The sequence below is a fragment of the Saccharothrix sp. ALI-22-I genome (assembly GCF_001984175.1).
In the GTDB taxonomy this organism is placed as follows: Bacteria; Actinomycetota; Actinomycetes; order Mycobacteriales; family Pseudonocardiaceae; genus Actinosynnema.
In genome coordinates, this window is the sequence record NZ_MTQP01000065.1 from 1 (window position 1) to 12,912 (window position 12,912).

At 73.7% G+C, this 12,912-nt stretch carries 12 protein-coding genes and 1 pseudogene; 8 read left to right on the forward strand and 5 right to left on the reverse strand.

Features of this window, described 5'->3' with window-relative positions:
- Positions 1 to 1,720 (forward strand): hypothetical protein (locus ALI22I_RS51210; protein WP_202971080.1); only part of this gene is annotated, 1,720 nt, incomplete at its 5' end.
- A 193-nt stretch (positions 1,721 to 1,913) separates the two neighbouring features.
- Here the strand turns inward: ALI22I_RS51210 and ALI22I_RS51215 are convergent.
- Positions 1,914 to 2,183 carry a response regulator gene (locus ALI22I_RS51215; RefSeq protein WP_179118050.1) on the reverse strand — a complete coding sequence of 90 codons (270 nt, stop codon included), beginning with the start codon at positions 2,181 to 2,183 and terminating at the stop codon, positions 1,914 to 1,916.
- A gap of 11 nt (positions 2,184 to 2,194) precedes the next feature.
- On the opposite strand from ALI22I_RS51215, the gene ALI22I_RS26845 reads away from it, so the two are divergent.
- From ALI22I_RS26845 to ALI22I_RS26865, 5 genes and pseudogenes are all read left to right on the forward strand, one after another.
- Positions 2,195 to 3,118 carry an AfsR/SARP family transcriptional regulator gene (locus tag ALI22I_RS26845; protein ID WP_077008341.1) on the forward strand — a complete coding sequence of 308 codons (924 nt, stop codon included), beginning with the start codon at positions 2,195 to 2,197 and terminating at the stop codon, positions 3,116 to 3,118.
- Positions 3,105 to 4,619: a hypothetical protein gene (locus ALI22I_RS26850; RefSeq protein ID WP_083752034.1), complete on the forward strand. Its 1,515-nt coding sequence runs from the start codon at positions 3,105 to 3,107 to the stop codon at positions 4,617 to 4,619. The genes ALI22I_RS26845 and ALI22I_RS26850 overlap by 14 nt, the downstream gene beginning before the upstream one ends.
- Positions 4,616 to 5,311, forward strand: a complete 696-nt coding sequence (locus ALI22I_RS26855; protein ID WP_083752076.1) for a helix-turn-helix transcriptional regulator — start codon at positions 4,616 to 4,618, stop codon at positions 5,309 to 5,311. The genes ALI22I_RS26850 and ALI22I_RS26855 overlap by 4 nt, the downstream gene beginning before the upstream one ends.
- The gene (locus tag ALI22I_RS26860) at positions 5,308 to 6,939 is read left to right on the forward strand and encodes a right-handed parallel beta-helix repeat-containing protein (RefSeq protein ID WP_143532454.1); all 1,632 of its coding nucleotides are present in this window, start codon (positions 5,308 to 5,310) and stop codon (positions 6,937 to 6,939) included. Before ALI22I_RS26855 ends, ALI22I_RS26860 begins: the two co-directional genes overlap by 4 nt.
- A gap of 22 nt (positions 6,940 to 6,961) precedes the next feature.
- Positions 6,962 to 7,617 (forward strand): annotated as a pseudogene (locus tag ALI22I_RS26865) (response regulator transcription factor).
- Between the two features lie 39 nt (positions 7,618 to 7,656).
- Here ALI22I_RS26865 and ALI22I_RS53960 read toward each other — a convergent pair.
- Complete coding sequence (locus ALI22I_RS53960) at positions 7,657 to 8,772, reverse strand: hypothetical protein (RefSeq protein ID WP_238598586.1); 1,116 nt, start codon at positions 8,770 to 8,772, stop codon at positions 7,657 to 7,659.
- 56 nt (positions 8,773 to 8,828) lie between these two features.
- Positions 8,829 to 10,070 (reverse strand): MFS transporter, encoded by a 1,242-nt coding sequence (locus ALI22I_RS26875; protein WP_077008342.1) that lies wholly within the window; start codon positions 10,068 to 10,070, stop codon positions 8,829 to 8,831.
- Between the two features lie 100 nt (positions 10,071 to 10,170).
- On the opposite strand from ALI22I_RS26875, the gene ALI22I_RS26880 reads away from it, so the two are divergent.
- Positions 10,171 to 11,256, forward strand: coding sequence for a helix-turn-helix domain-containing protein (locus ALI22I_RS26880; RefSeq protein ID WP_077008343.1), 1,086 nt, complete (start codon positions 10,171 to 10,173; stop codon positions 11,254 to 11,256).
- Here the strand turns inward: ALI22I_RS26880 and ALI22I_RS55680 are convergent.
- Both ALI22I_RS55680 and ALI22I_RS26890 read right to left on the reverse strand, forming a co-directional pair.
- The gene (locus ALI22I_RS55680) at positions 11,190 to 11,537 is read right to left on the reverse strand and encodes a hypothetical protein (protein ID WP_443216974.1); all 348 of its coding nucleotides are present in this window, start codon (positions 11,535 to 11,537) and stop codon (positions 11,190 to 11,192) included. The genes ALI22I_RS26880 and ALI22I_RS55680 overlap by 67 nt on opposite strands.
- A complete protein-coding gene (locus ALI22I_RS26890; protein WP_238598587.1) occupies positions 11,435 to 12,148 on the reverse strand; it encodes a carbohydrate ABC transporter permease in 714 nt (237 codons plus the stop codon). The genes ALI22I_RS55680 and ALI22I_RS26890 overlap by 103 nt, the downstream gene beginning before the upstream one ends.
- A 352-nt stretch (positions 12,149 to 12,500) precedes the next feature.
- Here ALI22I_RS26890 and ALI22I_RS26895 point away from each other — a divergent pair, with 352 nt between their 5' ends.
- Positions 12,501 to 12,908: a YciI family protein gene (locus ALI22I_RS26895; RefSeq protein ID WP_077008640.1), complete on the forward strand. Its 408-nt coding sequence runs from the start codon at positions 12,501 to 12,503 to the stop codon at positions 12,906 to 12,908.
- The last annotated feature ends 4 nt before the right edge of the window (positions 12,909 to 12,912 follow it).

Below are 12,912 nucleotides of genomic sequence, written 5' to 3' on the forward strand. Positions count from 1 at the left end.
GTTCGGGCTCGCCGCGGGCGTCGCGGTGCAGGCGCTGGTCGGCAGCGTGGTCGAGACCTGGTACACCGCGCGGCAGCAGGCCACCACCGCGGCTGCCAAGGACTTCGACGCGGAGGTGCGCCGGGCCGAGGGCGCCCGGCGCCGCCAGGCGCTGCTGGAACCGATCGTCGCGCGATTGCGCGTCCCGGTGGACCTGTCACCGCCGACCGCGTCGCCGTCGGGATCGCGCCCGACAGAGCTGCCGCCGTGGTGGGTGACCGCGGTGCGGCGGGGCGTGCCCGTGCTCTCGGGCGCGGCGGTGGTGACCGCGCTCGGGCCGATCGGCATCCCGCTGGGGACGCTGATCGCGTCGTGGGGCGTTGCCGCGGTGGCGGTGACCGTCGGTCCGCTCGCCGAGCGCTACCGGCTGCGGCAGGAGCTGGCCGCGGACGTCGACCGCGCCGATCTGCTCGCCCGCGAGGTCGACGTCCGTGACGCGGCGCTGGAGGTGGCCCTCGCCGAGGCGCTGCACGCGTTGCTGGACCGGCTCGACCGGATCTTCGAACAACGCCCTGTCGACCACGACCCGCCGTCCCGCCCCGCCCCCGTGCCCGACTCCGCCGCGCCAGGGCGTAAGGAGTACCTGGTGAAGGGGGCGTTCGAGGGTGGCCACCACGTCGTCCGGCAGACGGCGGGCGCCGTGGACCAGGCGGCGACGGACCCGATGGGCAAGCTGGTGGCCCAACTCGACCCCATCATCCACGGGCTGAGCCGGCTCATCGCCGGCGTGGTCACCGCGGGGTACGTCGAACGCGCGTGGCGCGAGCGCGAGGTCGCCACGAGCGCCGAGCGGTCCCGCTACGACCAGGCCCTGGACCAGGCCGAGCTGCACCTGCGCAAGTGGGAGGTGGCGCAGGAGCTGCTGGCCCTGGCGCGGCGGCAGGCCGACGAGGCCGAGTGGCTGGTCGCCGAACAGCAGGCCCTGCTGCGCTCGGTCGCGCACCGGGCGGCCCGCATCGCCCGCGAACCGGTGCCGCCCGCGGACCCGGGCGCGCTCACCCCCCGCCCGCCCGGCGGGCGACCGCCGGGCCGGCCGAGCAGGCGCGCGTTCGCGGTGCGCGCCGGGGTGCCCGCCGTCGTCGCGGTCGCGGTCGCGGCCACCCTCGGGGTGCCGGAGGGCGTCTTCTGGGCGGTGGCGGCTTCGGCCGCCGTCGAGCCCGGTGGAGCGGTCGGCCAGTGGTGGAAGAGGAAGGCCGAACTCGCCGCCGCGGACGCGAAGCGGGAAGCCGAGCGCGGCCCGGGAGCCCGGCGCGCCGCCGCCGAGATCGAGGCCGTGCACCGGTTCGCCTCGGACCTGGTGCGCCGCGAACTGGACGCCCGCACCGAGCAGGTCCGCCGCGCCGCGCGGGTCCGCCGCCTGGTGGACCACCTGCGCCGCCCCCGGCAGTCGGTGTTCACCGGGTGGATCCGGCCGGACCGCCCCGAAGCCGTCCTGCGCGCCGTGGCCGAGGCCTTCCGGCGCCTGGCCACCGACCCCGGTCCGTGGGAGTCGCTGCCCGCCCGGCTGGCGGCGCTGCGCGAGATCGAGGTCCTGGCCCACCGCGTGCGGCGGTTCACCGAGCACGCCGAGGCCACCGGCCGGTCCGCGCCGCTGGCGCAAGCGCGGACCGACCTGGGGCGGGCGCTCGACGCCTACCACGACCTGCTGCGCGAATCCGGCCTGCCCGCCCAGTTCCCCTGACCACCGCGCCGGGGCGCCACGCCGTCCGGCGACGTGGTGAACCGCGGCCCGCCACGCCTCGTCGGCGACCCGGGCATCCGCGGGAACGCCCGACCACAGGGCCGCGTCCACGCTCACCGCCAGCCGGGACAGCCCGTCCACCACCGGTCCGGTCCGACGGCCGCGGCTGCGTCCCTCACGGTCATCCCGGCTCCTATCGGCACGCCGTGGGCGCGCAAGCGGTCGCGTGCCTCCTCCCAGGCGCCCACGACCGCGGCGGGCCCGGTGGCGGCGCGCGCAACGCCGTCGCCAGCGGTGTGCCCAGCACCCACAGCACGAGCAGCACCAGGATGGTGTCGGCGGCGCCGAGGTCGCCGACCGGCTCCACCAGCGCGCCCGACGCGCCCAGCTCCGCGGACACCGCCACGCGCAGGTCTTCGTCGTCCTCGACCACCAGTACCCGCGAGCTCTGCCTCGCTGTCATCAAAACCTCATGTGTCCGGGTCGATCGTATGGATCACCGGCGCGGGTCGCGCCGGGTTCGCCTACGACGAGAGGGAGTGGGTTTTGCTGTTCCACGTGCTCGGCCCGGTCGAGATCCGCACCCCGGACGGGGTCGTGCTCGACGCGCGGGCCCGCAAGCCGATCACCGTGCTGACCGCGTTGCTGTCGCAGGTCAACGCCTGGACACCGGTCGACCGGCTGATCGCCGCGACCTGGCCGGAACAGGCCACGCCGGCCTCTGCCGAGGCGAACCTCAAGACCTACATCTGGCAGCTGCGCCGGATCCTGCCCCCGCCCGCCACCGGGAAGCGGATCGAGAGCAGGCCGGGCGCGTACCGGCTCCGCGTCGAGCACGGCGACCTCGACACCGACCACGCCGAGCGGCTGGCCACCGAGGCCCGGCTGGCGCTGGCCGCCGGGGACGCCGAGGGGGCGCTGGCCGGGTTCACCCGGGCGCTGGACCTGTGGCGCGGCACGCCGTTCGAGCACGTCGCGGTGGACGCCGGGGTGCTGACCTGGCTGGGGGAGCTGCGCTCGGAGCTGCGCGAGGGGTTGGCCGACGCCTACGCCGCGCTCGGGCGGGTCGCCGAGGCGACGGCGGTGCTGCGCGGCCTCACCGATGACGACCCGCTGCGGGAGAGCGCGTGGGCGCGGTGGATGCGGGTGCTGAGCGAGGTCGGCCGGCACGGCGCCGCGCTGGCCGTGTACGCGAGGGCGAGCGCCGTGCTCATGGCCGAGTTGGGCGTCGAACCGGGTCCCGACTTGTCCGCCGCCCGCGCCGGGGCACTGCGCGGCCAGGCCGACGTGGCCGATGGCCCCTCGCGGGCGGAGCGGGGGACACGAGCGTGCACCGGCTGCACGCGGCTGTCCGCGCCGCGCGGCCGGGGCGAGGAGGTGCGCAGTGGACAGGGGTGACCACACGACCCCGGCACGGACCTCGCCGGCCGCGCCGGTCGTGAACCCGGCGGTGGTGAACCCGGCGGTGGTGAACCCGGCGGTGGTGTTCCCGGCGCCCGGTCCTGCGTCCTCGCTCCCGCCCTCCTCGTTCTCGTCCGCGGGCGCGCCTGCCGCCGTGCCGGGAGCCGCACCCGCCACCGCACCGCCCGCGGCGCCGTACGCCGCGCCGGCTGCGGTGCCGTACGCCGCGCCGGCCGCGGTGCCCGTTGCCGCGCCGTTCGGCGGACGGGCCACCGTGTCGGGCGTCGCGCCGATGACACGGCCCGCCGCGCTCGCCGCACCCGCTCACGGGGCCGCGGCCGCGCACGTCGCCGCACCCACCGCCCTGCCGACCGCTGTTTCGCCTTCTCCCTCGGTCGGTTCGGTGGCCTTCCACCCGGCGGCACGCCCACCGGCGCCCGCACCCGTTCCGCGGCGCCCCGAACGCCGTCGTCGGAACCGGTTCGCCCGGCGTCCGGACCTCGTCCGGATCGCCTGCTGGCAACTGGCCGTCGTGGCCGTCGCGCGAGCCCTCGGCGAACCGTGGCCCACCCTGCTGGCCACCACCCTGGCGGCTCTCGCCGTGCTGGCGCTGACCGCCATCCGCGTCCGCGGCCGCCTGCTGGGCGAGATCGCGGTTCGGGCGTGCTGCTTTCCCCTGCGCGCCCGGCGCCGGGACCTCCCCGCCGAGAGCCGGTCCGAGGCGCTGATCGCCCTGCTGCTGCCCGGCTCGACCGTCCGCACGGTCCAGACCGGTCCCGGTCCGGTGCTGGTGATCAGCCATCCCGGAGGTCTGACGGCGGTGGTCCGCCCCCGCGCCGACCACCCCGTCGCGCCGCTGCCGACCCCCGCCGCCCTGCTGCCCGCGGCCAAGGAGCAGCGGCACTCCTTCGGCGTGCAGGCAGTGCTCCACGTCGGTGTCCGGCGCGACGCCCCACCCCGCGTGTGGTTCGCGGTGCACGTCGACCGCACGGTGGAGGCCCCGGACGACGACGAGCTGACCGTGGCCCTGCGCAACGGCCTGCGCCGGGTGCGCCGGGTGCTCGCCCGCGCGGGCGTGCCCGCCGACGGCCTGCCGGAGGAGGCGGCGCTCGCCGCCGTGGCGGCGCTCGGCCACGTCACCGGCGGCCGGCACGAGATCCGTGCGGACTGGCGCTACTGGCGCACCGGACCGGTGTCGCAGGCGTGCTACCGGCTCGACGGCTGGGACCGGGTGCACGAGGGGATCCGGTGGCGACTGGCCCACGACCTGCTCACCCGCACCGCGGGGGTCGCGGCCACCGTCACCTTCGGCGCCCGCACCGGAGCCGCGACCGGCGCCGTGCTGCGGCTCGCGGCCACCACCGAAGCGGCGGTCGAGCGCGCCGCCGCCGTGGTCGGGGACCTGTGCGGGCACTTCGACGTCCACCTCGTCCGCCTCGACGGCGCACACGTGTCCGGTGTCGCCGCTTCACTCCCGATCGGAGGATTCCTGCCATGACCGCGACCGCCACCGCCGACCTCGAGCCGCCGGTGACCGTCCTGCCGCTGAGCCGGAGGGCCACCGGCCCCGCCGCCGCCAGGGTGGAGGCGCTGCTGGCCACCGCCACCCAGGAGGTGCTGGTGCTGAGCAGCGCGACGACGGCCGCCCAGAACCCGGTCGGCATCCGCCGGATCGACCGCCACAACCTGCGCCGGGGCGTGCGCTACCGGCTGCTGGTGCCCGACGCCGCCCGCACGGTCCCCCTGGCGGCCGGCAGGCTCGGTGTCTTCGCCGCGTCCGGCGCGGACATCCGCACCGTGCCCCACGTGCCCGCCGACGCGTTCGTCGTCGACGGTTCGCTGGCCGTGCTGCCGACCGACGAGACGCGGGCCGGGGTGGCGGTGTTCCAGCTGCCCGGCGTGGTCGCCACGACGGTCGAGCTGTTCGAGCGCATGTGGCCGGGCGCGGTGCCGCTGACCGCCTCCGAGCTACCGGGGACCGCCGATCCCATCGCCAGGGAACGCGAGCTGCTGACGCTGCTGTCGACCGGCTGCACGGACGAGGCGGCCGCGGCCCGCCTCGGCATCTCGGTCCGCACCGTGCGGCGCATCGTCGCCGACGTCATGAACCGCCTCGGCGCCCGCAGCCGGTTCCAAGCCGGCGCCAAGGCCGCCGACCGCGGCTGGCTGCTGCCCGGGGCGGACCGGTGACCACGCCCAGGGCGCTGCTGGTGGCCGCCGACCGCCACGGCGCGTACCCGACCCTCGGCGAGGCGCTGCGCGACGCGCCCGACGGCGCGGTGATCACCGTCGCCGCGGGCGTCTACGCCGAGACGTTCGAGCTGATCGGCCGGGAGTTGACGCTCCAAGCGGCGGAGGGCGCCGACGTCGTCCTCGACGGCGCCGGCGGGGACTGGCCCGTGCTGCGCGTGCGCGGCGGTTCGCTGACCCTGCACGGCATCCGGGTCACCGGTGGCGCGGGCATCCAGGTGGAGGACGCGGAGTTCACCGCCGAGCGATGCGCCGTGTCCGACGCCGCGGGCACGGCGATCGGCGTGCGCGGCAGCCGCCGGTTCCTGCTCAACCGCTGCAAGGTGTCCGGCGCGCACCAGGGCATCGTCGTGGAGAACTCGTCGGGGCGGATCGAGACGACCACCGTGGAGGGCGTCTCCGGCGACGGGATCGTCATCGCCCGCGGCGCGGACCCCGAGATCACCAACTCGACCGTCAGCGACTGCGGTCACCGCGGCGTCTACGTCTACCAGTACGGCAAGCCGGTCATCGAGGGCTGCGAGTTGACCCGGCTCGGCGGCGACGGGGTCGCGGTCGCGGACCGCGGCAGCCCGGTCATCCGCCGCACGACGGTGTGCGACACCCGCGGTCACGGCATCGTCTTCGGCGCGGGCTGCGCCGGCTTGGTCGAGGACTGCCGGTTGGACAACACCGCCGAACCGGCCGTCCTGGTGGCCGCGGGCGCGACGCCGACGGTGGTGGAGGCCATCGGTCCGGCGAAGGCGGCCGAGCGCGGCCTGGAGGCGCTGCTTGCCGACCTCGACGCCATGGTGGGCCTGCCCGCGGTCAAGGCCGAGGTCCGCGCCGTGGTGGACGAGATCCAGGTCGACGAGTGGCGGCGCGGCGCCGGGCTCGCCGTGGGCACGGTGAGCCACCACCTGATCTTCGCCGGCGCGCCCGGCACCGGCAAGACCACGGTCGCCCGCACGTACGGCCACCTGCTCAAGGAGCTGGGCGTGCTGTCGCGCGGCCAGTTCCGGGAGGTGTCCCGGCGGGACCTCGTCGGCCAGTACATCGGCCACACCGCGGAGAAGACCTCGGTGGTGTTCGAGGAGGCCAAGGGCGGTGTGCTGTTCATCGACGAGGCGTACACGCTCTCCCGCCGGGCGGGCAGCGGCGACTTCGGCCAGGAGGCCATCGACACCCTGGTCAAGCTGATGGAGGACCACCGCGACGAGGTGGCGGTGATCGTGGCCGGGTACACCGACGAGATGGGCGACTTCCTCGACGCCAACCCCGGCCTGGCGTCGCGGTTCGCCAAGACCATCGAGTTCGAGGACTACACGCCGGACGAGTTGCTGCGCATCATCCTGCGCATGGTCGGCGCGGGCGACTACCGCCTCGATGACGACGCGCAGCCGTTGCTGCTGGCCCACTTCGCCCGCATCGCCGCCGGACCCAACTTCGGCAACGCCCGCGACGCCCGCCGCGTGTTCGAGGGCGTGCGCAAGGCCCAGGCGCAGCGGTTGCGGCTGCTGGGGCGCAAGCCGGACGTGGACGAGCTGCGCGCGTTGACGACCTCGGACGTTCTGGACGTGGTCGGCTGACCGCGGCGCTACCCGTGGAGTAGTGCGCGTACTGGTGGTGGAAAACGACCCGGACCTCCGGTTGGCGGTCGGCGCTGCGCGGCGCCGGGCTCGCCGTCGACGACGTGGGCGATCTGCCGGCCGCCGACGAGGCGCTGTTCGTCAACTCCTACGACTGCGCCGTGTTCGACCGGATGCTGCCCTCGGGCGACGCCCTCGACTACGTCCGCGCCCGGCGTGCCCGGGGCTCGACCGTGCCGGTGCTGTTCCTGACCGCGCGCGACGCGGTGTCCGATCGGGTCGCCGGGCTGGAGCACGGCGACGACTACCTGGTCAAGCCGTTCGCGGTCGAGGTGCTGATCGCCCGGGTGCGCAGCCTGTGCCGGCGCACGCGGGTCCACCGCCGCCCGGGTCAGGTGGTGCGGCGACCTCCAGGTCGACAGCGGGCGCCGGGAGGTCCGCCGCGCCGGCGTGCTGCTGACGTCGACCAGGCGGGAGTTCGACGTGCTCGAACACCTCGTCGACAACCAGGGGAGCCCGGTCACAAGGGAGGAGTTGATCAGGCACGCGTGGGACGAGATGGCCAACCCGGCGTCGAACGTGCTCGACGTGCTGATCGGCCAACTGCGCCGCAAGCTGGGGCCACCGGAGCTGATCGGCACCGTGCGCACCGTGGGTTACCGCATCGACCCCGTGTGACCGGCGCCGCGCCGCCGACAACATGATCGGCGACCGCGGCTAGTACAGCCGCAGGCCCTCCGAGGCGCGGGCGGTGTCCCTCGTCGGGTCGTCCGTCCTCGGCTCGAAGCGGAGGACGGCGCCGGAGGGGTCGACCTGCTCGATCGTCACGGTGATGCCGTTGGCCAGGGCCAGGTGACCCGTTCCCATCAGGGTCGCCCGCACGGCGTTCATCCGGGTGCGGATCACGGTGAAGTCGACCTTGTTCGGGGCGCTGTGGGTCACGGTGAACTGGGCGCAGCCGAACCTGTCGTCCAGCGGGACGAGCACGGTGCCGGACACCTGGAGCCGGCAGTCCGCGTTCACGCACGCGGCCGGGTCGGCATCGGCCGGCGCCGGGGGAGGGGACGTCGAGGTGGTCGTGACGGGTGTCGTCGTGGTGGTCGTCGCGGAGGCGGCGGTGCCCTGAGCCGAGGCGGTGCCGGCGGTGCTCGTCGTGCAGCCCTGCGCCAGGAGCGCCGCGGCCAGCAGGGTCAGGGCCGGCCAAGTCTTCTGCATGGTCCTTTGGTACCGGTGCGCACGTCCTGGTGGCGGGGCCGTGGCCGGTAACGGCCACGGCCCACCCACCAGGACGTGACCGGTTGGTGCCACGGCGGTCCACGCGGTCGCCGGGCGTGGCCACGCTGCTCCCGCACAGCGAAGACGTCGAGGGGAGAGCACACCGGGCCGGTGTTGCCCGGTAGCCGCCGTCCACGATGGCCGTCGGTGCCGGTACCCGGCCTGGTCGGCGTAGAAGGTGCCCAGGACGTCACGGGAGTTCTTGAAGTAGTTGTTGTCCACCTTGGCTTTCGCGCCGGCCCGGGAGTTGATGCCGGACTCGTTGAGGCTCGCGTAAGTGGTTGTTGTACATGTGGCCCACGCCGCCGCGCACTCGTTGTCGTGTCGCTCCAGGTGCTTGCGGAGCATGGTGATGAGGAACGGTGGCAGGGTGATCGTGCGAGCCGATGGGGCGGTCTTGGGCGTGCCGAGCCATCGCGTACAGACGCTTTTGCGCAGAACGCCGACGTGTGGGTCGACGGTCAGCGTGCCGCGGTCGAGGTCGACGTTGTCGTGGCGTAGTCCGGTGAGTTCGCCCCAGCGGCATCCTGTCCAGGCGGCGGTGATGATCAGACACAAGAAGCCGGAGAACGTCCGCCGCTACTTCAAACCGTCGCTGGAGGCGATTGCCGAGCTCACGAGGCTGCTCGCGCCCGGCAGCAGCGGCCGCTGAGCCGCGTTCCTTGATCCTTCTCGGTGGCGACGGCGGAGGCGGAGAGAAGCGTCGCAGCGGCGAGGCTGCCCCAGAGGGCGGTCGGGCCGTGGGGTGCCAAAGCGGTGATGGCCGCCGGGGAGACGGCCAGGCCGAAGCCCGTGGAGAGTTCGAAGCGGGCGAGGGTGCGTCCCAGGACATGGGGCGGGGCCAGGGCGGTCACGAGCGCGGTGGCGCTGCCGGCGTAGATGATCTCGCCGATGGTGCAGACCACGGACACCGCGGCGACGGCTGGGGCGGCCCAGCCGTGTCCCAGTGAGGTGGCCGTGAGGAAGCCGAGGTAGGACGCGGTGAGCACCACGCCGGCGAGAGCCAGCACGGTCCGCCGGGAGAAGCGGGACATCAGGACGGTGACCGGAACCTGGAGGGTGACCACCAGCACCGTGTTGCCCACGAAGATGGCGGCCGACCAGACCGGGGACGCGTGCAGTTGCGTCACGAGGACCAGGGGGAGCGCGATCTCGGGGACGTTGAGGCAGAAGACGTAGACCACGTTGGCGGCCAGCAGCGCGCGCATCCGGGGTGCGGGCCCGTCGGCGCCGTCCTCGGCCGGGGTGGTGGCCGGATGCGCGTGTAGGCGGACCGACCACGCCAAAGCCGCCGCGACCAGGTAGGCGAGCCCGGTGACGACTGCCAGCGCCTGCAACGCGGTGGTGCCGCCCGCCAGGCACGCGGTCGCGATGAGCGCGCCCACGCCCAGGCCGGCGTTACGCAGGGCGCGGCCCCCCGCGAGAGCGGCGTCGCGTTCCCGGCCGTGGGCGACCGTGGCCACGAGAGCCGCGTGCGCGGCCGGCCACGCCTGATTGCCGATGCCGAGGAAGAGCGCCGCCGTCGCGAACAGCCACACGTGCCCCGTCGGGGCGGCCAGCAGCAGCGCCACGCCCAGCACCCGCACCAGCATCGACGCCGCCACGACCGTGCTGCGTGCGCCCCGGTCCAACCATCGGCCCACCGCGGGCATGCACACCAGACCCACGACGACGGCGACCGTCATGGCGATACCGGTGACCGGCGCGGACAGGCTCAGCACCGTCATCCCGTAGAGCAGCAGGAAGGGCCGCAGCAGGCCGGTGCCGAGCGCGTCCACGGCCAGGGCGACGGCATAGCGGGGGCCTCCGGAGGCACGGACGAGGGCGCGGGCCTTGATCTTGGTGTTGGTCGGCACGGCGCCAACGGTGCGTTTCGGCCGCGGGGCGGGGCACGTCGGTTGACGGACTCCGTCAACCGACGTCGGCACCGGCCATCCGGTCGGCGATGCTGAGGGGGTGACGTTGAGGATCGACATCAGCGGCCTGCCGTCCGAGCGCCTGCGGTTCGCCGCCTCCCCGCTGGCCGAGCTGACCGCGATGCTGCACGTCCTGGCCGAACCCGGGCACCACCCGCAGCTCGCCGGCTGGGCCGGGGACGTCTGGGCCGGGCTGCGACCGGAGCTGGCCGAGCGGTTGCGGGAGGCGGAGTTCCTCTGGCGTTCCTCACAGGCCGACTTCCTGCTCCCCGCCCGACCTCGACCGACCCTCGCCGAGGAGTTGGACGACGTGGACCGGATCGACCACGAGACCTATGTGACCGCCGCGCTCGTGACCACGTGCGGCAGCAACCGGGTCCACTTCGCCGCGCCGTCGCCGCTCACCGACGCGACCGCACGCGAGCGGGCCCTGGACCTGGCCCAGGCCCGCGGCGCGCGGCAAGAGGCCTTCGCGGAACGGCTGCTCGCGGACCCGGCCGCTGTGCGGGCGCGGGTGCGCCACACCCTCGAACAGTGCGCCGAGGCCTTCTTCGACGCCGCCTGGACGGGCGTCGCCGTGCAACTCGCCACCGACCTGCGCCTGAAGAACGACCTGCTCAAGCGCCAGGGCATCGGAGCGGCACTGGCATCGGTCTCCGGCGCGGTCACCCTGGCACCGGGTGGCGACTGCATCATCGTGGACAAGCTGCAGGACAAGGCGACCGCCGCCCACGGCACCGGAGTCACCTTCATCCCCAGTGTCTTCGGCAGCCCGCACCTGGTGGTGGTCCACGCGCCCGGGTGGCAGCCGGTGGTGCAGTATCCCGTGGCCGAGCCGAGTCCGTCAGAGCCGGTATCGCTGGAAACGGTCACGCTGCGGCTGGAGGCACTCGCACATCCGGTACGGCTGCGGCTACTGCGCACCCTGGCCCGCGGCCCGCACACCACCGGTGAGCTGGCCCACGCCTGGGAGCTTTCACCGCCGGAGGTTTCCCGCCACCTCGCTGTCCTGCGCCGCGCGGGCCTGCTCACGGCCCGGCGGCACGGTCGTTACGTCCGTTACACCCTCAACCTGCCCGATCTGACGGCGCTGGGGGCTGACCTGCTGGCGGCCGTACTGCGCTGAGTAGCTTCGGTCTGCCAGAACGCGGCACGGCCTCGGGCGAGGGCGCCGTCGTCGACTGCGGCCTGCCCCACCAGCCTGGGTGCGTTGTTCCGCGCGGCTTTACTTGCGCTTCGGCGACAGCCTGGAACGCTCGCACATCGGCATGTGCGGACCTTGCACACCTGATTGGTTGGGACGCTCATGCTGCAGCACGGAGATCGGCGCTGAGGGCCGTGCGGGTTGTACTGGAAGAACACGTGGTGGTGGCCGTCGTGGAAGACCGGGCCGTTGGGGTTGTTGATCCAGTTCCATGGCGGCCGTAGGTGCACGGAGGGCAGGGATGTCGGCCATGGCAGGCCTGTTCCCCCTTGGGCGCGCCTGCTGTGCCGCCGCGGACGAAGTGTCGTTGGAAGGCGAAGAACACCAGTGCCACGGGGATGGTCATGATCAGTGTCGCGGCGAGTTTGATCGGGTACTGGTTGCCGGAGCCGAGCTGACCGGAGGCGAGTGAGGCGACCCCGGTGGTCAGGGTGTTCAGTTCCGGGCTCTGCCGGGACACGATGAAGTGCGGCAGTTCGTTCCACGATCCCTGGAACGACAGGATGGTCGGGGTGATGAGCGCGGGCCGGGCCATCGGCAGCACGACGGACCAGAAGGTCCGGAAGGTGCCCGCGCCGTCGATCCGCGCGGCTTCCTCGACGCTGACCGGGATCGACTCGAAGAACTGCTTCATGATGAACACTCCCGCGGCGTCGGCGAGGAGCGGGACGATCATCCCGGAGTAGGAGTCGTACATCCCGAACTGGTTGAGGACGAGGAATTTCGGGATGAGCAGGACGACACCGGGCACGGCCATGACCGCGATGACGGCGGCGAACAGCCTGCGGTTCACCCGGATCTCGCGGACCAGCACCTGCGCGTCGGGAGCCGAGGAAAGGAGATCCGCAGGGCGACGTACTCGCGGAACTGGGCCTGCGGGGCATCACGGCGAACTCGGTGGCCCGGGGATCGTCGGCACCGAGGCTTCGGGCACTGCGGCGGGAGAGCTTGACCCTGACCCTACGTCAGGGTTGGAGCTTTGCCGCATGACGAAGAAGGGAGCAGGCACGACCGAGCAGTCCGGTGGCAACCCAAACCGGGCGGAGTGCGCGGGTCGTTGAAGTCCGTCAGAAAATGTCGTGGGGGGATGTCGAGAACCCGCGTGCGGCTCCGTCCCCCGCAGTGAGCACGGCCACAATGGGCCGTACCGCACCTAGGAGAACATGATGGCCAAGTACCTGCTGCTCAAGCACTACCGGGGCGCGCCGGCGTCGGTCAACGACGTGCCGATGGACCAGTGGACGCCGGAGGAGATCTCGGCCCACGTGCGGTACATGAATGACTTCGCCGCTCGGCTTGAGGCCACCGGCGAGTTCGTCGACAGCCAGGCGCTCTCCCCGGAGGGCACGTTCGTCCGCTACGACGGCGAGGGGCGGCCGCCGGTCACCGACGGCCCGTTCGCGGAGACCAAGGACCTGATCGCCGGGTGGATGGTGATCGACGTCGAGACCTACGAGCGGGCGCTGGAGCTGGCCTGCGAGTTGTCCGCGGCTCCGGGCGCGGGTGGCAAGCCGATCCACGAGTGGTTGGAGGTGCGCCCGTTCTACGGCGTGCCCCCGACCGTCACGGAGTGACGCG

Bases quoted from the DNA above. Each gene is read 5' to 3' on its own strand.
- ALI22I_RS51215 (WP_179118050.1), bottom strand. From the start codon at position 2,183: ATGACAGCGAGGCAGAGCTCGCGGGTACTGGTGGTCGAGGACGACGAA.
- ALI22I_RS26855 (WP_083752076.1), top strand. From the start codon at position 4,616: ATGACCGCGACCGCCACCGCCGACCTCGAGCCGCCGGTGACCGTCCTG.
- ALI22I_RS26895 (WP_077008640.1), top strand. From the start codon at position 12,501: ATGGCCAAGTACCTGCTGCTCAAGCACTACCGGGGCGCGCCGGCGTCG.